Raw genomic sequence first — 17,821 nt, forward strand, 5'->3', positions numbered from 1 at the left:
CCGCATCGCTACAGTCGGCCTCAATATCCCTGGCCCATGGATGGAGCGACACGTGCTTTCAGACCTCAAATCGAATCTTCATCGCCTGTCAGCCGTTTCGCTGCTGGCTGTCGCCCTGACACTCGTTGCCTGTAAGACGCCGCCCGCCTCCACGACTGCCCCGCCATTGCCCACCGCTCCGGAAATCGCTTCCGGCTACCGCACCGACCTGCAGACTCGCCACGCCGACCGGCACATGGCCGCTGCGGCCAATCCTCTGGCGGCCGAGGCCGGGCGGGAAATGCTCCGGCGTGGAGGCTCGGCCATCGACGCGGCGATTGCGATGCAGGCAGTGCTGACGCTGGTGGAACCGCAGTCTTCCGGCATCGGCGGCGGCGCGTTCATTGTGCTGTGGGACGGCAAGGCGGTGCGCACCTACGACGGTCGCGAAACGGCACCGGCCGGCGCCAGCGAAAAACTCTTCATCCAGACCGACGGCAAACCCATGCCGTTTGCCGCCGCGCAGATCGGCGGCCGTTCGGTAGGCACGCCTGGCGTGTTGCGCGCGCTGGAACTGGCTCATCGCAAACACGGTCGCCTGGAATGGGCGACGCTGTTCGAGCCGGCCATCAAACTGGCGGAACAGGGCTTCAGGATTTCCCCCCGGCTGCACTCGATGATTACCGCCGATACAGCCTTGCCCAGCTCGCCCGAGATGGCCGCCTATTTCCTCAACGCCAATGGCAGCCCGAAAGCGGTGGGCACGCTGCTGAAAAATCCTGCCTTGGCCGGCGTACTTTCGCGTATTGCCCACGAAGGTCCCAGCGCGTTGTATGAGGGGCCGGTGGCTGCGGAGATCGTCGCCAAAGTGCAAGGCCATGGCAATCCCGGCAGCCTTTCGCTGAGCGACCTCAAGGGTTACGCCGCCCGGGAACGCGCGCCGTTGTGCACCGACTACAAGCGCTGGCAAGTCTGTGGCATGGCGCCACCGTCGTCCGGCGGGATCGCCGTGGCGCAGATCCTCGGGACATTGCAGGCCCTGGAACATCGCGACAGCCGCTCGGCCCTCGCGCCGTTGAAACCGCTACCGTCAGACAAGCCCGCGGGTATCGAGCCGGCGCCGCAAGCGGTGCACCTGATTTCCGAGGCTGAACGCCTGGCCTACGCCGACCGCGCCCAGTATGTCGCCGATGCGGACTTTGTCCCGGTGCCGCTCAAGGGTCTGGTCGATCCGGCCTATCTGGCCAGTCGCGCGAGCCTGATCGGCCCACGCAGCATCGGTATCGCCAAGCCCGGCACACCGCCGGGCATCCAGGTGGCCTACGCACCGGACCGCTCGCCCCTGCGCATTTCCACCTCGCAAGTGGTGGCGGTGGATGACCAGGGTGGCGCCGTGTCGATGACCACCACGGTGGAGTCGGCCTTCGGTTCGCACTTGATGGTGCAGGGCTTCATGCTCAACAACCAGATGACCGATTTCTCGTTCATACCCGAAGAGAACGGACAGAAAGTCGCCAACCGCGTCGAGCCCGGCAAACGCCCGCGATCGTCCATGGCACCGACGCTGATCTTCGATCGCCAGAGTGGCGAATTCCTAGCCGCGATTGGTTCGCCGGGCGGATCGCAGATCATCGAATACGTCGCCAAGTCGGTGATCGGCCTGCTGGACTGGAACCTGGACCCGCAAGCCGCCATCAACCTGCCCAACTTCGGCAGCCGCAACGGCGCCACCGAACTGGAGCAGGGCCAGTTCAGCCCGACGCTGATCCAGGCGCTGAAAAACCAGGGCCACACGGTGAGCGAGATCGACATGACCAGCGGCACCCAGGCCATCGTTCGGGTGCGCGATGCGCAAGGCAAGGCTTCACTGGCTGGCGGGGCGGATCCGCGGCGTGAGGGAGAGGCGCTGGGGGATTGAGCGCGCGGGGATCAGGTGAGGTCCGCTTGTTTTGATGGTGGATGGGTTGACGCCTTCGCGAGCAGGCTCGCTCCCACAATGGATCTGCGTGATACCTGTGACAACCCCGATCAACCGTGGGAGCGAGCCTGCTCGCGAAGGCGGCTCACTCAGCAAGTTCTCAAGTCGACAGCTGATTGGCGAACTGGCTCACCGCATCCACCACCTTTTTCGCCCCGTCTTGGATCTCGACGATGACCGTTCCCGCCTCGGCTGCCAGGGCCAGGCCCTGTTCGGCCTGATGTTGACCATCGGTCATCAGCGCCACGGCATTGCGGGCCATGTCCTGGTTCTGGCGGACCACGCCAATGATCTCGTCGGTCGCCTGGCTGGTTCGCGAAGCCAGTTGCCGGACCTCATCGGCGACCACTGCGAAACCGCGTCCCTGCTCACCGGCCCGAGCAGCCTCGATGGCCGCGTTGAGCGCCAGCAGGTTGGTCTGTTCGGCGATGCCGCTGATGGTCTTGACGATGGTCCCGATGACCAGGGACTGCTCGTTCAGGGCCTCGATACCTTGACCGGCGGTTTGCATGTGTCGGGCCAGGTCACGCATCACGTCCACCGCCTGGGTCACGACGGTGGTTCCGCGCTGGGCGCTGTTATCGGTCTGCAATGACGTGCTGTAGGCGATGCTGGCGGCTTCGGCGACGGCTTTTTCCTGATTGACCTGATCGGTGATATTGGTCGCGAACTTGACCACTTTGTAAAGGCGCTCGTTGGCGTCGAGTACCGGATTGTAGGAAGCCTCCAGCCATACCTCACGGCCATTGCTGTCGAGGCGCTTGAAGCGGCCGGCGACAAACTCCCCGTTGTTCAGGCGTTTCCAGAAGGTCTGGTAGGCCGCGCTGTTGTACTCCTCGGGTTCGCAAAACGTGCGGTGGTGCTTGCCCTTGATCTGCGCAAGGTTGTAGCCCATGGCATTGAGAAAACGACCGTTCGCTGTCAGGACGTGGCCGCCCAGGTCGAACTCGATCACCGCTGTCGAACGGACCAGGGCGCCGATCAGGTTTTCATGCTCGCGGGAATTTTCGATGGTACGGGTCAGGTCACTGGAGTACATCGAGAAATAGCGGATTCGCCCATTGGCATCCCGTACCGGCTGGAGGATCGAGCGTAGCCAGGCCTCGTCGCCGTTGCCTCGTACCAGGCGAACGGCACCGGAAAAGTGCTCACCGCGGGTCAGCGCGGTCTTGAAACGAATCTGGAATTCGTTGGACCTCAGGTAGGCCGGCACCAGGTCCTCGACAGCGCGGCCAATCAAGTCCTGGCTCTTGTAGTGCATCTCATCGAGAAAGTTCTGATTGACCGATTGCACCCGCCCCTCGGCGTCCAGGGTCAGCGCCAACATCTCTCGATCCAGGCTTTCCTTGACTTGCATGATGCTCGAGAGTTCTTGGCGAAGAGCCAGCAGCTCCTGCTTGAGGCGGGTGTTGAACATGGGCATGCTCCGGCAGGCAGAGAATCTGTTGTGTTCCCATGCCATCGGCTTGGCGATTTGTTTCTGAAGAGTGCCGCTGGTCGGCCTGAAAAATAATCCAGTGGCGCTCGAACGCCGGTCCGGCTTCCACGGTCATTGGAATGTTCCACCGTTGGCGTCCGACCGCTGGTGCTTCGTCGCACCAGATACCCATAACCATAAAAACCGAGGTGATTGCCGTGACCACTGACATTGAAGACAGCCGCTCCGCCCGCTTCGCATTGCGCTGCTCAAGTTTCGCCGAGCGCTGGTTTCCCGACTCCTGGGTCTTCGCCGCGCTGGCGGTGCTGGTGGTCGCAATCGCCACGCAGTTCATCGGCGCTACGCCCACGGCAGCGGCGATGGCGTTTGGCGATGGCTTCTGGAGCCTGATTCCGTTCACGATGCAAATGGCCTTCGTGGTGATTGGCGGTTACGTGGTCGCCAGTTCGCCGCCCGCCGTCAAGCTGATCGATCGCCTGGCACGGGTTCCAAAAAACGGCCGCAGCGCGGTGGCCTGGGTGGCCTTGATTTCCATGGTCGCGTCGCTGCTCAACTGGGGCCTGTCGCTGGTGTTCGGCGGCCTGCTGGTGCGGGCACTCGCCCGGCGCAGCGACTTGAAAATGGATTATCGCGCCGCCGGTGCCGCCGCCTATCTGGGCCTGGGCGCGGTGTGGGCGCTGGGATTGTCTTCGTCGGCCGCGCAACTGCAGGCCAACCCGGCCAGCCTGCCGCCATCGATCCTGTCCATCACGGGCGTCATTCCGTTCACCCAGACCATTTTCCTCTGGCAGTCCGGGGTGATGTTGCTGGCGCTGATCGTGATTTCGCTGATCGTCGCCTACGCCACCGCTCCAGGGCCCAACAGCGCCCGTGATGCCGCCGCCTGCGGGATCGATCCGAGTTTCAGCATGCCGGCGTTGCAGCCTCGCACCCGTCCAGGAGAATGGCTGGAACACAGCCCGCTGTTGACCATCGCCCTGGTGCTGCTGGCTGCCGGCTGGCTGTTCCATGAGTTTTCCACCAAGCCTGCGATCAGTGCCATTTCCGGGCTGAACACCTACAACTTCCTGTTCATCATGCTCGGCGCATTGCTGCACTGGCGCCCGCGCAGCTTTCTCGACGCCGTGGCCCGCGCGGTGCCGACCACCACCGGGGTGTTGATCCAGTTTCCGCTGTACGGTTCGATCGCCGCGCTGCTGACCACGGTCAAGGGCAGCGACGCGCAGACGCTGGCCCACCATATCTCGACCTTTTTCGTACAGATCGCGTCGCATGATACCTACGCCTTGTTGATGGGCGTCTATTCGGCGGTGCTGGGCTTCTTCATTCCCTCGGGCGGGGGCAAGTGGATCATCGAAGCCCCCTACGTCATGCAGGTGGCCAATGACCTGAACTATCACCTGGGCTGGGCCGTGCAGATCTATAACGCCGCCGAGGCGCTGCCGAACCTGATCAATCCGTTCTACATGCTCCCGCTGCTGGGTGTCCTGGGGCTGAAGGCCAGGGATCTGATCGGTTTTTCCTTTGTGCAACTGCTGGTACACACCCCTCTGGTGCTGGTACTGCTCTGGGCGTTGGGGACTACGTTGACCTATTTACCGCCGGTGATGCCATAAAGCCATAAAAAAGGGCCGATATTTACATCGGCCCACTTCTTCTTCGGCTTCGTCTGTTTCAGTATGGATACACCCTGTTCAAAGGGCTCACACGCTGAAAAGGATCTGAGCATGTCCAAACTCGCCGTATTCTCTCTCGCCGCCCTGGCCTTCAGTGCCGCCGCCCATGCCGCCGACATCGATGTACAACTGGGCAGTACCGAACGTGTCACCCGTCTCTTCGCCTACCCCAACAACTGCAACGTCATCTGTTTTCGCAACTGGACGCTGGAGCAGACCGTCGAGCATTACCTGACCCAAAGCGTTCAGCGCGACGGCTACGGCGCGGCCAAGGTCAGCGTCAAGCGCGATAACGACATCGTCTACGCGAACATCAGCGGAGTCCCGAAAAGCTACGGCCAACCGCTGGCCGCGCTGCTCAACGCCGGAGACCTGGCGTACAACGGCGCGACGAAACTCAACAATGACAAAAAGTGGGCCTACAACTGGTACCTGTTCCTGCCCTTGGGCATGGCCCTGGAAAACCGCAAGAGCGTCGAGTTGCTGCACTTCCCGCCGGATTACTCGCTGACCCAGGCCCAGGATTACCTCGAATCGGCCACTACCGACCGCTGGGCCACGCTGCTGACCGCCAATGGCATCGCCGCCGACCAGACGCCGGCCTACCAGACGATCATCGACATCGCGCCGATCGCCGCCCCGTCCAACGCCGGCCAGGCGCTGGAAGGCGTCTACGATTATTTCAACGACTACCAGACCACCATGGTCAAGCAGGTCAGCCAGAACGCAAGCGGCAATGCACTGCCGATGGTGGCCTTCGGCGCTCCGGTTCGGAACTGGATCAAGACCCAATACGGCCCGACCGTGAATGTGCTCGGCCTGGCGACCATCACACCGACAGAAGGCGTCAAGGTTCCGGTACTCGGCTCCAATCACCCCAGCTATATCTGGTACGCCGCCGACCCTGAAAGCTATGACGGTGACCAGGCCAAGGCAGATGCTGCCGGCTTGAAAGTCATGGGACAGGACCTGAGCGCCGCATGCTGGCAAGCCGGGATGGGCAGCAAGCCCGATACCGATCCGACCCAGCAACTGAACCAATGCACGCAGACCTGGCAGGTTACCCAGAAAGAGAAGACCTGCGAGTTGTTCTATACCTCGATTCGCAAACTGACGCCGGCCGAAGCGGCGACAAAATGCGCGGCGCCGGCGATCAAGTCGCAACTTCAGCAATTGAAGGTGCCTATGCCTATGCCGCTGCCAGCTGAATCAGTCTGAACCTGACGGAGCCTTCCCGCGTGAGCCTTGGCTGACGCGGGAAAGCGCCGCTGCCGTCAATCAGCGACGATGCTGATCACTGACGTCTACGCTCAGGGCGCGTCTACAGGACGCAAGCGATACTGCGGTGGCAACTGCTCGAAACCGCTGATCGTGGTGTCCAGGCTTTTCCAGCGCCCGTCCTTGATCCCATAGATGCAACCATGAATGGACAGTTTCTGCCCGCGGTGCCAGGCATTCTGGACGATGCTGGTGTGACCGACGTTCGCCACCTGCTGGATCACGTTGAGTTCACACAGGCGGTCCACCCGTTCCTCTTCGGTCGGCAATTTGGCCAACGCTTCGCGGTGCTCGTAGTACAAGTCGCGAATCGAGCGCAGCCAGCCGTCGATCAGGCCGAGCTGGCGGTCCTGCATCGAGGCACGCACGCCGCCGCAGCCGTAATGGCCGGTGACCAGGATGTGCTTGACCTTGAGCACGTCCACGGCGTACTGGATCACCGAAAGGCAGTTCAGGTCGGTCTGCAACACCACGTTGGCCACGTTACGGTGCACAAACAGATCACCTGGCAACATGCCGACGATTTCGTTGGCCGGCACTCGCGCGTCGGAGCAGCCGATCCACAGGTATTCGGGGGTTTGCTGACGAGCCAGCTTGGCGAAGAAGTCAGGATCCTCCTGCTTGATCGCATCGGCCCAGCGCGCGTTGTTATCAATCAGATCTTGTAATTCATTCATGCTGTCCAGCCTCGATAGAGAGTGCGCAACTGTGACAGACGACCGCCGGTCGAGGTCACGTCGGCAGCGCGTTGGAATTCCTGGCACCGCAGCCGGTCGACTCATAGTAAGGCCCACAGTATGAGGAATTGCCATGAATGATTCACGACGTCCCTACGATGCGGTGCAACCGGAACCCATCGACGACAACGAAGACCGCATGGGCTCGATGCGTGAGCTGGAATTCGATGACGATGAATACGAAGCCAGGATCGGCGACGAGCTGCCTGAAAACGAGCGCGAGCAACTGATACCGGACGAACGTGTGCGCGAAGCAGGCATGACGGGGGCCTCGATGGATGACCGCCAGCCGACCGAAGATGATCTGAGCCCCGAGACCCTGATCCGTGATGACGGCGCCAGGGACGCCCTGGAGGCCGGTGAAGGTGAACAGGCCGATTGGGACCTGAGCGTCGTGGGCGAAAATGATATCGGCGGCGGCGACGGCCTGGACGAAGCGGAAATGGCCGATATCGACCCGTTGAATGGCAAGCGCTGAGCAACCTCGCCAGTCCCTTGTGGGAGCGAGCCTGCTCGCGAAAGCGCTGGGTCAGCTTGCATTGATGCCGACTGCACCGCCGCCTTCGCGGGCAGGCCCGCTCCCACACGGTGTACCCAGGATTTGATGTACGCCGCCAAATCCCTGTGGGAGCGAGCCTGCTCGCGAAGGCGGTGGCTCAGTCAACATCAAAGCCCTTGATTCAGTCCACCAAGGTACAGGCCATGACCACCGCATCTTCACGCCCGCCCACCGCCGGGTAGTAATCCCGCCGCCGGCCAATCTCGTTGAAACCATAACGCTCATACAACCGGAACGCCGTGCGATTGCTGTCGCGCACTTCCAGGAAGCATTCGCGTGCCTCCGCCTTGTAGGCAATCGACATCAAGTGTTCCAAGAGCCGCAAACCCAGGCCGCGCCCCTGGTTTTCCGGCTTGACGGTGATATTTAGCAGGTGCGCCTCATCGAGGATGATCTGCACCACGCCATGGCCGACTTGCTGCTGGCCTTCGAACATCAGCCAGATCTGGTATTTGCCCAGCCCGTCGAGAAATATCCCGCGGGTCCAGGGATGGCTGTAGGCCGCGTATTCGATCTTCAGTACAGCGTCGAGGTCCGCCTCGGTCATCGGGCGGAACGATACAGCGTCACTCATTCGATTCTTTCCAGCGCGCCATCAGCCGGCGCATGGCTTGCCAGACGTCAGCCTTGTGCCGTGGCGTTTCCATTAACGATTCCAGTCCAGGCAACGCCCAGGCCGAGCCCAGGCCTTCGACCTGCAATTCACGGTTGAACGCTTCGGCATCCGCCTCGCCGGCGAACCTCACTGCCGGCAGGCCGATCAGCCACAGACACACGCACGGTTCATCTTCCAGACGCGCCGAAACAAATCCCTGGACAAAATCCCGCGCCGCCTCCGGCCCCTGGTCCATCGTGCCGCGCGATAACAATGGCCAGCGCACCGGCTCGCCGATGATTTGCGGGCTGTCCGGCAGGCCGGCGGCACGCAGCATGTCCTTGAGCAGCAAGTAGGCTGGATCGCGGCTCTGGAAGGGTTCGCCGGTGGGTAACTCCACCAGCAGCAGGCAACGCCCGGCTCGCAGCAGTTGCAGGGCGAAACGTGGCGGCGGCACCTGTGCAACCTTCACCGGGGCCGGCGCTTCGTCGACCTCTTCCACCGGTTTGGCGTTGGTCCGGGTCGAGGCCAGGCTCGGACGCGGGACTTCGACTTTCGGCCGTTCGACAGCGGGCACCAACGGTTCGGCAACGGCCTTGGCGACGGGCACGGCCTGGGGCGGCGCGACCTCCATCGGCTCAGGTGCTTCCAGCAGCTCGGGCCGCGACGGGGCGGCAAATGGCAATTCGGTACGCGGCAGCCAGTTGACCACCTGCATGGCGGTCAGATAGGCGCGGCGGCGGGACTCGATAAGCAAGGGTCGGCCACTTGTGGAAAACTGAAAGTGGGGAGGATTCTACCGCCCTTCGGCGCGGATCGCTTCCCTGTTGAGCCGATAGTTGAGCGATACGCGACGACAGTCCGTCTCGGGGGTGAATAGCAACCGGCGCGATGCAGTACAATCGCCGCTTTTAATTGCCAACCCGACGGCCATTGCGATGATCGAACCCAAGCGCGTCTTGCGCGCCCTTGCTGAACACTGGGCATTGCTGGAACCTTTGTGCGAGCACTTCGACCAGGGCACCCTGAGCCTCAACGAACTGCGTTCACAACTGGCCGCCCAACAACTGGACAGCACGCCCCAGGACATTACCCACCTGCTGGACGTGTGGATCCGCCTGGACATCCTCGTGCCGGTGGCGAAAAGCCCCAACCGTTTCGAGCTCAACGCCCAGATCCACGACTTCCTCGCCTACCTTCGCCGCGAACACCGCCTGGGCCTGTGCCTGGAAATCGAAGCCTACCTGCGCCACCTCGAGCGCCTGGCCGGTTACATCCAGGACGCTTTCGAGGTGCGCGACGGCAACGACCTGGCCCGCCAGTTGCGCTTGCTGGACATGCGCGTGCGCGACGTCCTGAAGAAGCTCGCCAACGATGAGCAGGCACTGGTGGCCGTGGCCGAACGGGCCAAGACCAGCGATCGACAGATTCCGCTGCGCCAGCGCTACGCCGAAGTACTGGCGACCTGGGACGAATACGTCGAGCCGATGATCCAGTTGGTGAACGCCGACGGCGCGTTCGAGCAAGGCGTGCGCAAGGTCGAGAACGTGCTGTTGCGCATGCTCACCGAACAACAGCGCCTCGGCCACCTCGTCGACGACGACATGCTGCTGCGTACCCATGCACGCATCCTCGAAATGCAGACCAGCGCCCAACTGACCCTGCGCCACGCCCGGGAACTGCTCCTGCCGCTGCGTGAAGAGGCTCGCCGCCACAACGCCGTGACCCGTGGCGCGGCGCTGGCCCTGGCGGCCATTCGCCGCAAGGGCATCGATGCCGTGCCGCAAGCCGCCATGCCGCTGTTCACCCGACCGCAAAGCACCTTCCTGGGCAGCGCCAGCCAGGTCGAAGCCTATGTCTATGCCCTGGCCCGCTTCGAACCGAAACCGGCGCGCTTCCCCAAGTCCCACAAGACCCACAAGGGCGGCGAGGCACCACGGGCTCCGCGCACCGTGCGCGAGATGGTCGAGCGTTGCGAAGACGCCCTGCCGATGCCGGACCTGATGAGCTGGCTGCTGGAGCAAGAACCGGACGGTGCCACCGACGAATTGCTGTACTGGTTCTCGCGCCTGTCGCGGGAAAAACGTTTCAAGCGCGAGCGTCTGGAGCGCCGCGATTACCACACCCATGAGCATCAGGTCAGCCTGCGCTCCTTCGCCCTGCTCTCGGCCGGCAGCGCCGCCGAGGATTCTGCGAGCATCCCCCATGCATCTTGATCTATCCGAACTGTCCCAGCTGGCACCGATCTTTCGCGAGCTGTTCAAGGGTTACCACGTCAGCCGCCGCGACCCGGAGCTGTACGCGCAACTGTCGAACTTCCAGGACCAGTACCGCACGCTGTTCAAGGCCTTGGGCTTCGAACTGGTGTGCGACACCCGCGGCTTTTATTACTTCGTACCCGACCTGGCCGCCGCCGCGGTGAACAAGACCGCCCAGCGCCTGGCCCTGTTCACCTTCATCCTCGTCGAACACCTGGCCGATCAGGGTCGCGACCCAATCGCCGTGCTCGACGGTGGCAGCCTCGGCCGCGATGAGTTGCCGTCGCTGCTGGAAAAATACCGCGACCTGTTCATCCAGGCCGAAGTACAGACCCAGGAAGAGCTGGAAGAAAAAATCATGCGCCGCATGACCCAGCTGGGTTTTGCCAGCGAAGAAAACGGCGTGTATCGCTTCCTGCCGCCGATGCATCGTTTTCTCGACGTCTGCCTGTCGGTCCAGCAGGACCGCGACCTGGCCGCCAGCCTGCACAGCGTGCTGCCGTTGCCGGCTCCGGTACTGATCGACGAAGACAGCGACGAAAAACTGCTGCAGACCGATGACCCGCTGGACCTCAGTGAATTCGACGGTGAAAGTGAAGAAGACGCACTGGCCCGTGCCATTGCCGAAGAACAGGAGACCGACGCATGAGCAAGGAACGCTACGGCATCCGCCGCTTTGCCCTTTTGAACACCGCCGGCTATAGCCTCGGCCTGTTCCCGCTGGAAGAACCGTTATCAGTTTACGGCGCGAACAACCTCGGTAAATCCGCCTCGATCAACGCTTTGCAGTTCCCGATCCTGGCGCGCATGTCGGACATGAGCTTCGGCAAGTACAGCCTGGAGCAATCCCGGCGTTTCTACTTCGCCTCGGACACCAGCTACATCCTCGTGGAAGTTGCCCTGCCCCACGGCCCGCACGTGATTGGCGTGGTCGGTCGCGGCCCTGGCGGCGGTTTCGGCCATCAGTTCTTTGCCTACGCCGGCAAACTGGACCTGGCCCACTATCAGAAAGATGACACTTGCCTGCGCCAGAAAGAGCTGTTCACCAACCTGGAGCGCGAAGGCCTGAAGGCCTACGAACTCAAGCCGGATGAACTGCGTCGCCTGCTGGTCGGCGGACACACCTCGATCCCCCTGGACCTGACGCTGATCCCGCTGCGCTCAACCAGCGAGCAAAGCCTCAAGACCTTCCGCGCGTTGTTCATCAACCTGCTGCACATGCGCGAAATCACCGCCGCCAAGCTCAAGCAACTGTTCCTCGATGCCTTCGAGCACAGCCTGCGCTCCGGCAGCGTGGACTACATAGCCGCGTGCGAAGAAGCCTTCCGCGACGTGCGACGCATGGAACAGGACTACAACTCCCTTGTGGCGGCGGGCCCGTTGGTGGAAGCCTTGGCCAACGGCGTGAAGCAGCGCGATATCCTGCGCGGCAAACTGCATCGCCTGTCGCCATTGCTCGACTCGCTGCTGGGCACCTGGTCGGACTATGCCAGTGCGCGCAAGGAGGAGCTGACCATCCAGGCCGAGCACTACCGCAACGAGCAGGATTCGCTGCAGAACGACCAGCGCGGCGGCACCCAGGAGCTGATGCGCCTGGAGCGTGAAATCAGCGGCATCCAGCGCTGGCTCGGCGAACTGTCGGTGCTCAAGCATCGCTTTGCCCTGGTGGACGACGTCAAGGTCCTGGAGCAGCAACTGCTCGCCGCCAAGGACGCCCACGACGAACTGGCCGGCGCTCTGGCTCAGTCCCGGCAGTTCAGCGCCGAAGACCTGGAAGAGCGCCTGCGGGATCTGGAAAAACGCCTCAAGTCGGTCAAGCAGCAACTCGATCACGCCGACAACAACAGCTACGCCCGCCTGCGCGAAGAGTTCTCCCAGCAGGACGTCGAGCGCCTGATGCGCCTGCTCAACAGCGCTTTGTTCAGCCTGCCGCTGGGCGAACACGGGATCGCGCTGGACGAGAATGGCGAGTGGGTCAAATCCATGGAGCTGATTCTCGACGGCTTCAAGGGCGAGCGCTTCGAAGTGCCGGGCCTGTCCATCGACCTGTCCCACATCGAACCGCCGGCCCTGCAAGCGCTTGCCGACCGCGCCGCGCTGCGCGATCAGAAAGAGCGTCTGGAAAAAGAGCTCAAGCAGCTCAAGACCCAACAAGCCGTGGCCGCCGACCGTGCCGCGAGCAAGACCCAGACCGAAGCGCTGTACCAGCAGGTGCTGGATGCACAGAAAGCCCTGGAGGATTTCCGTCGCACCCAGACCTTGAGCGCCGAGGAAAGCGAGAAACTCGAGCAACTGGCGCAGATGGAAGCCGCCCAGGACGAACTCAAGCGCTCCAGCGATGCCTTCACCGAGCGCGTCCAGCAATTGTCCGCCAAGTTGCAACTGGTGGGCCGGCAGATCGCCGACATGGAAGCCAAGCAACGCACCCTCGACGATGCCCTGCGCCGTCGTCAGTTGCTGCCGGCGGACCTGCCATTCGGCACGCCGTTCATGGACCCGGTCGACGACTCCATGGACAACCTGTTGCCGCTGCTCAACGATTATCAGGACAGTTGGCAGGGCCTGTTACGGGTCGATGGCCAGATCGAAGCGCTGTACGCCCAGGTGCGCCTCAAGGGCGTGGCCAAGTTCGACAGCGAAGACGACATGGAGCGCCGTCTGCAACTGCTGATCAACGCCTATGCCCACCGCACCGACGAAGCCCTGACCCTGGGCAAGGCGCGCCGTGCGGCCGTCACTGACATCGCCCGGACCTTGCGTAACATCCGCAGCGACTACGACAGCCTCGAACACCAGTTGGCGCTGTTCAACCGCGAGATCAACAAGCGCCAGGTGTCCAACCTGCAAAGCTTCCGCATCGTCCTGGCGCCGAACAAGGAAGCGCTCAAGCACATCGACCAGATCATCCACAGCGCCGGCCAGTACGAAGAAGGCGAGACGCTGTCGGTGTTCGACCTGAGCCAGAGCGCCGAGCAGGACAACAAGAACGAAGAAGCCAAGGAATATCTGGCGCGGCTGGTGGCTGCAAACCACAACCAGCTCGGCCTCAAGGACCTGTTCGAACTGGCGTTCGAGATCACCAAGGTCAACGGCCAGCCGGTGATCCACACCGACATCGACGGCGCGGCGTCCAACGGCACCACCATGACCATCAAGGCGCTGACCAACATGTACTTGTTGCTGCACCTGATGGACCGCGAACAGGCTGGCCGCGTGCGCCTGCCGTACTACCTGGACGAAGCGGCGGACATCGACGAAAAGAACCAGGCAGCGCTGCTGGAAACCAGCTTGCAACTGGGCTTCGTGCCGATCCTAGCCAGTGTGAAGCCGCAGGTCTGCGCCAGTGTCGCCATCGACCTGGAAGGCGGCAGCGGCCCGAACGGCATCTACATCGACGAGGCGGACTGGAAGTACATCCGTCGCCACGATGCGGTGAAAGCCACGGTGAACGTCCAGGCCGATGAGCCGGAGCTGGATCCGGTCTGAGGTGAATAGCCGGGTATGAAAAAGGCCGCGATCCATTGGATCGCGGCCTTTTTTGTTATCGCATACTCCGTGGCGAGGGAGCTTGCTCCCGCTCGACTGCGCAGCGGTCGCAGGCTTTGGGGCCGCTACGCCCGAAGCGTCGGACCGACCCAGCGGGAGCAAGCTCCCTTGCGACAGGTGTCACATCCTATAAGCTCACTTGCCGAGCGTGATCTTCGGCGCCCAGGTCAGCCACTCATCTTCAAACTTGTCGAACAGCGGGAACGTCTGCTGCGGTCGCGCCGGGTTGCCCATCCGCTCGCCGTCCGGTGTCGCAAAAGCGATACCGCCCTGAATCAGCGTCTCCAGCGACTCGGTCCGCACCGTCGCGCCCTTGAACAAGCCGAAGTCCAGGCCAAAACCGCTGCTGTTCCAGAAGCGAGTGCCACTGCGCACCAACGGCGCATACTTGGGCTCGATCAGGATATGGACCAGCACTCGGTCCGCCGTCTGGCCCAATTCATATCCCGTGACTTTGCCCACCGTCACCTCGCGATAGGTCACCGGCACGCCAATCTTCAACGAACCACGGCGCGCCGCACTCAATACCAGGCTCAAACCAGCCTCCGGAACCGCGCTTTCGGGTGGTTCGGTCAACGCAACAAAGCTTTTCTGTGGACCCTGGCTTTTCACAGCGGGCTGCACTTCAATGTATTGACCGGTCACCAGGGTTTCCAGGTTCGACGTCTTCATCAACCCCAGCTCTGGCTTGACCACCCAGAACTGGGTCCCGACGCGGGCGATACGCTCCGGCACTTCGGTGATACGCGCGGTGACCAGCACCGACTGCATGTCGGCGCTGAGATCGACGTTCTCGATCTTGCCCACATCCAGCCCCTTGAAACGGATCGGCGTACCGCTGCGCAAGCCGTCGGCGCGATCGACCTTGATCGTCACGACCGTGCCGTTCTGCTGTGCCGCTTCGCGGTCTTCATGCAGGCGGAACCGAGGGATGCGTCTTTTCAACGGTACATTCGGCTCCGGCGTCTCGAAGGCGATCCCGCCGGCCATCAGGCTCTGCAGCGACTCGCTCTTGACCTGTATCCCGCCAGTCAGACCGCCCGTGAGGGTGACGCCGCTGGCGTTCCAGAATCGCGTCGAACCGTTCACCAGCCCTTCGTATTCCTTCTCGATGTGCACACCGATGATTAATTGTTTTTTCTTGCGGGAGAATTGGTAGCTCTGCACCGAGCCGACCTTGACCTGCTTGTAGAGAATCGGACTGCCGACTTCCAGCGATCCCAGATTCTCAGTCAGCAGCACCAGGTGCAGGCCAGGGGAACGCAAGTCCAATGGCGGAGCCTTCGCCCTGGCTTCGAATTCGCGCTGCGGCGCCGCGCCCTTGTCGCCCGGGCGCACGGCAATGTAGTTACCCTTGACCAGCGCTTCGAGGCCGGTGATACCCGCGAGGGAAATCGATGGCTTGACGACCCAGAACTGAGTGCCGGTCACCAAGTAGTCCTCGGCCAAAGGATCAAGGGTCAGCTCGGCGCTGGCGCTGGACAAGTCGGGGTCGACCTTCAACGTCTTCAGGCTGCCGACCTGGATGCCTTTGTACATGACCGGCGTGCGCCCCGCCTGTAACCCTTCGAAATCGCTGAGCTTGACCTTTACCCGGATCCCGGCGGCGGCCGCATCGAAGTCTTCGTACAGACGAAACGGCAGGCTTGGGTCCGTGGGCGGGCTGTCCTTGCGGTTTTCCGGCGTGGCGAACGCGATACCGCCGGCCACGATACTGGCCAGTGATTCACTGCGTACTTTAACGCCCGACAGGTTGGCATCGATGCTGATGCCGCTGGCGTTCCAGAATCGTGTGTGTTTGCGAACCAGGCTGGCGTAGGTCGGCTCGATGAAGACCTTGACCTCGACTGTGCGCTGATCTTCGGACAGGGAATAACTTTTCACCTGGCCAACTTGAATCTGTTTGTAGAAAACCGGGCTGCCACGGTCCAGCGAACCCAGGCGCTCGGCCTTGATCGTCAGGTGCAAACCTGGTTTGGCGTCCGATAGCGGCGGCTCTTCGGCCAAGGCCTTGAACTTGCGTGTCGATTCGCCTTCTCCCGGGCTTATGGCCACGTAGTTGCCTGATACCAGCGTCTCCAGGCCGGTGATCCCGGCCAGGCTCACACTCGGCTTGACCAGCCAGAAACGTGTGCCGGTCTTGAGGTATTGCTCGACGTCCTTGTTCATTTCGACGGTCGCGATAACGCCTTTCGAGCTGCCCTCGTCATCAAGCGTAAGGTCCTTTACCTTGCCCACCGTCATGCCTTTGTAGACGATCTCGGTCTTGTTGACCTGGATGCCCTCACCGCTTTCAAAACGTACGCTGATCTCGATACCGGTCTCGTTATAAGCCCGCCAGCCGAGCCAACCGCCGATGATCAAGGCAATCAGCGGCAAGACCCAGATGGCCGACCAGTTCGAAGCCGGTCGGGTTTTAGCAGTAGGCAAATCAGTCATGGTCGGCATCCGACTCCGTGTTATCCCAAATCAGTCGGGGATCGAAGGTAACTGCGGCAATCATTGTCAAAATCACTACGCTGGCAAAGGCGATGGCACCGAGACCGGCTTCAACACTGGCAAGCCGCCCGAAATTGACCACCGCCACCAGGATTGCGATTACGAAAATGTCCAGCATCGACCAGCGGCCGATGAACTCAATGAAGCGATACATGAGGATGCGCTGACGCGCGGACATTGGCTGGTGCCGTTGCACCGAAAACAACAACAAGGCGAGCCCCACCAGCTTGAAAGTGGGCACGACGATACTGGCAACAAACACCACCGCGGCAATGGGGATCATGCCGTGCTGAACCAGCTCGATGACGCCGGCCATTATGGTGCTGGGCGATCCCTGGCCCAGCGAATTGATGGTCATGATCGGCAGCATATTGGCCGGAATATAGAGAATCGCGGCCGTGATCAATAATGCCCAGGTCCGCATGAGGCTGTTCGGACGACGGGGATGGATGCGTGCGCCACAACGGGAGCAGGTCTGTTTGTCAGCGCCTGCATCCTGTCGATTCAACTCGTGACATTCGACGCAGATCAGAATGCCCGCATCAATCGCCCGCATGAGAATCCTCTCCTGACAGCGCCTGCCAGATCTGATGCGGTGACATCACCACTTCCAGCCAGACCTGAACCAGCAACAAACTGACAAAACACACCAGGCCCAGGCCCACGGTAATAGCCGCCATGTCGGCAAGTTTGACGATGGCAACCAGCACGCCCATAAAATAGACCTCGAGCATCCCCCAATCCCTTAAGTGATGGTAAGTGCGGTACAACAACAAGCCGTAACTTCGCCCGACGTTCCAGCGAATGGTCAGCAGCACAATCAGCTGACAGAGCAACTTGAGCAGCGGAATCCCCATGCTGCACAGGAACACCACCACCGATACACCGTGCATACCGGTATTGAACAGCCCGACCACGCCACTCCAGACAGTGTCCTGGGACGACTGTCCGAGCAGATTGAGTTGCATGATGGGTAAAAAGTTCGCCGGCACAAACAACAGCAAAGCGGCAACTACCAGGGCGAGGCTACGTTCGACCACGTTATGTCGGTGTGCATAAAGTTCGTATCCACAGCGGGGGCATTCGGCTTTTTCGCCGTGGGCCAGCTGTGGCTTGCGCATCAACAAGTCGCATTCATGACACGCCACCAGACCGTCCAAGGGTAGATCTGACAACCTATCGATGTCTGACGGATCGGGCATATAGCGCTCTGGCTCAACTAAGGTGGGGCTATTCTAGTGCTCCAGCTCGAAAATAACTGCGCAAATTTACCACGAG

Annotated in this window: 14 protein-coding genes and 1 pseudogene; 7 read left to right on the forward strand and 8 right to left on the reverse strand. The window is 61.8% G+C overall.

All coding sequences use genetic code 11. From position 1 onward, the window contains the following. Positions 1-40 precede the first annotated feature (40 nt). The gene (gene ggt, locus J3P97_RS22605) at positions 41-1,897 is read left to right on the forward strand and encodes a gamma-glutamyltransferase (protein ID WP_434672803.1); all 1,857 of its coding nucleotides are present in this window, start codon (positions 41-43) and stop codon (positions 1,895-1,897) included. 160 nt (positions 1,898-2,057) lie between these two features. Here the strand turns inward: ggt and J3P97_RS22610 are convergent, their stop codons facing one another. Next, positions 2,058-2,489, reverse strand: a complete 432-nt coding sequence (locus tag J3P97_RS22610; protein ID WP_434605209.1) for a methyl-accepting chemotaxis protein — start codon at positions 2,487-2,489, stop codon at positions 2,058-2,060. Between the two features lie 156 nt (positions 2,490-2,645). Further along, positions 2,646-3,419: pseudogene (locus J3P97_RS22615) on the reverse strand (PAS domain-containing protein); the annotation flags it as partial. A gap of 173 nt (positions 3,420-3,592) precedes the next feature. Between J3P97_RS22615 and J3P97_RS22620 the strand changes: the two are divergent. Together J3P97_RS22620 and J3P97_RS22625 are read left to right on the forward strand one after the other, a co-directional pair. Continuing rightward, positions 3,593-5,011, forward strand: coding sequence for a short-chain fatty acid transporter (locus J3P97_RS22620; protein WP_434571825.1), 1,419 nt, complete (start codon positions 3,593-3,595; stop codon positions 5,009-5,011). Between the two features lie 111 nt (positions 5,012-5,122). Next, a complete protein-coding gene (locus J3P97_RS22625; RefSeq protein ID WP_434672804.1) occupies positions 5,123-6,289 on the forward strand; it encodes a hypothetical protein in 1,167 nt (388 codons plus the stop codon). 92 nt (positions 6,290-6,381) lie between these two features. Here the strand turns inward: J3P97_RS22625 and can are convergent, their stop codons facing one another. Next, a complete protein-coding gene (gene can, locus J3P97_RS22630) occupies positions 6,382-7,026 on the reverse strand; it encodes a carbonate dehydratase (protein ID WP_434672805.1) in 645 nt (214 codons plus the stop codon). Positions 7,027-7,159: 133 nt separating this feature from the next. Here can and J3P97_RS22635 point away from each other — a divergent pair, with 133 nt between their 5' ends. Further along, the gene (locus tag J3P97_RS22635; protein WP_434672806.1) at positions 7,160-7,564 is read left to right on the forward strand and encodes a serine kinase/phosphatase; all 405 of its coding nucleotides are present in this window, start codon (positions 7,160-7,162) and stop codon (positions 7,562-7,564) included. A 202-nt stretch (positions 7,565-7,766) separates the two neighbouring features. On the opposite strand, the gene rimI is transcribed toward J3P97_RS22635, so the two are convergent. Continuing rightward, entirely contained in the window at positions 7,767-8,219 is a 453-nt protein-coding gene (gene rimI / locus J3P97_RS22640; protein WP_003205585.1) for a ribosomal protein S18-alanine N-acetyltransferase, read from the reverse strand. Further along, complete coding sequence (locus tag J3P97_RS22645) at positions 8,212-8,997, reverse strand: energy transducer TonB (protein ID WP_434672807.1); 786 nt, start codon at positions 8,995-8,997, stop codon at positions 8,212-8,214. Before J3P97_RS22645 ends, rimI begins: the two co-directional genes overlap by 8 nt. 181 nt (positions 8,998-9,178) lie before the next feature. Here J3P97_RS22645 and mksB point away from each other — a divergent pair, with 181 nt between their 5' ends. From mksB to mksF, 3 genes are read left to right on the forward strand one after another with little or no spacing between them, the layout of a single operon-like run. After that, entirely contained in the window at positions 9,179-10,456 is a 1,278-nt protein-coding gene (gene mksB / locus J3P97_RS22650) for an Mks condensin complex protein MksB (protein ID WP_434672808.1), read from the forward strand. Next, positions 10,446-11,147, forward strand: a complete 702-nt coding sequence (gene mksE / locus J3P97_RS22655) for an Mks condensin complex protein MksE (protein ID WP_434558641.1) — start codon at positions 10,446-10,448, stop codon at positions 11,145-11,147. The genes mksB and mksE overlap by 11 nt, the downstream gene beginning before the upstream one ends. Then, positions 11,144-13,984 (forward strand): Mks condensin complex protein MksF, encoded by a 2,841-nt coding sequence (gene mksF / locus J3P97_RS22660; protein ID WP_434672809.1) that lies wholly within the window; start codon positions 11,144-11,146, stop codon positions 13,982-13,984. Before mksE ends, mksF begins: the two co-directional genes overlap by 4 nt. Before the next feature lie 195 nt (positions 13,985-14,179). On the opposite strand, the gene J3P97_RS22665 is transcribed toward mksF, so the two are convergent. The 3 genes from J3P97_RS22665 to J3P97_RS22675 are packed head-to-tail and all read right to left on the reverse strand — an operon-like array spanning position 14,180 to position 17,745. Beyond that, positions 14,180-16,483 carry an MlaD family protein gene (locus J3P97_RS22665; RefSeq protein WP_434655668.1) on the reverse strand — a complete coding sequence of 768 codons (2,304 nt, stop codon included), beginning with the start codon at positions 16,481-16,483 and terminating at the stop codon, positions 14,180-14,182. Further along, a complete protein-coding gene (locus J3P97_RS22670; RefSeq protein ID WP_434672810.1) occupies positions 16,476-17,099 on the reverse strand; it encodes a paraquat-inducible protein A in 624 nt (207 codons plus the stop codon). Before J3P97_RS22670 ends, J3P97_RS22665 begins: the two co-directional genes overlap by 8 nt. Beyond that, positions 17,086-17,745: a paraquat-inducible protein A gene (locus tag J3P97_RS22675; protein WP_434571812.1), complete on the reverse strand. Its 660-nt coding sequence runs from the start codon at positions 17,743-17,745 to the stop codon at positions 17,086-17,088. Before J3P97_RS22675 ends, J3P97_RS22670 begins: the two co-directional genes overlap by 14 nt. Between the last annotated feature and the right edge of the window lie 76 nt (positions 17,746-17,821).

Origin of the sequence: Pseudomonas sp. R1-15, from assembly GCF_051132085.1 — a bacterium.
Lineage (GTDB): Bacteria > Pseudomonadota > Gammaproteobacteria > Pseudomonadales > Pseudomonadaceae > Aquipseudomonas.

Bases quoted from the DNA above. Each gene is read 5' to 3' on its own strand.
- J3P97_RS22675 (WP_434571812.1), bottom strand. From the start codon at position 17,745: ATGCCCGATCCGTCAGACATCGATAGGTTGTCAGATCTACCCTTGGAC.
- J3P97_RS22635 (WP_434672806.1), top strand. From the start codon at position 7,160: ATGAATGATTCACGACGTCCCTACGATGCGGTGCAACCGGAACCCATC.
- mksF (WP_434672809.1), top strand. From the start codon at position 11,144: ATGAGCAAGGAACGCTACGGCATCCGCCGCTTTGCCCTTTTGAACACC.
- J3P97_RS22625 (WP_434672804.1), top strand. From the start codon at position 5,123: ATGTCCAAACTCGCCGTATTCTCTCTCGCCGCCCTGGCCTTCAGTGCC.
- can (WP_434672805.1), bottom strand. From the start codon at position 7,026: ATGAATGAATTACAAGATCTGATTGATAACAACGCGCGCTGGGCCGAT.
- J3P97_RS22670 (WP_434672810.1), bottom strand. From the start codon at position 17,099: ATGCGGGCGATTGATGCGGGCATTCTGATCTGCGTCGAATGTCACGAG.
- J3P97_RS22665 (WP_434655668.1), bottom strand. From the start codon at position 16,483: ATGACTGATTTGCCTACTGCTAAAACCCGACCGGCTTCGAACTGGTCG.
- mksB (WP_434672808.1), top strand. From the start codon at position 9,179: ATGATCGAACCCAAGCGCGTCTTGCGCGCCCTTGCTGAACACTGGGCA.
- J3P97_RS22610 (WP_434605209.1), bottom strand. From the start codon at position 2,489: ATGCGTGACCTGGCCCGACACATGCAAACCGCCGGTCAAGGTATCGAG.
- mksE (WP_434558641.1), top strand. From the start codon at position 10,446: ATGCATCTTGATCTATCCGAACTGTCCCAGCTGGCACCGATCTTTCGC.
- rimI (WP_003205585.1), bottom strand. From the start codon at position 8,219: ATGAGTGACGCTGTATCGTTCCGCCCGATGACCGAGGCGGACCTCGAC.
- ggt (WP_434672803.1), top strand. From the start codon at position 41: ATGGAGCGACACGTGCTTTCAGACCTCAAATCGAATCTTCATCGCCTG.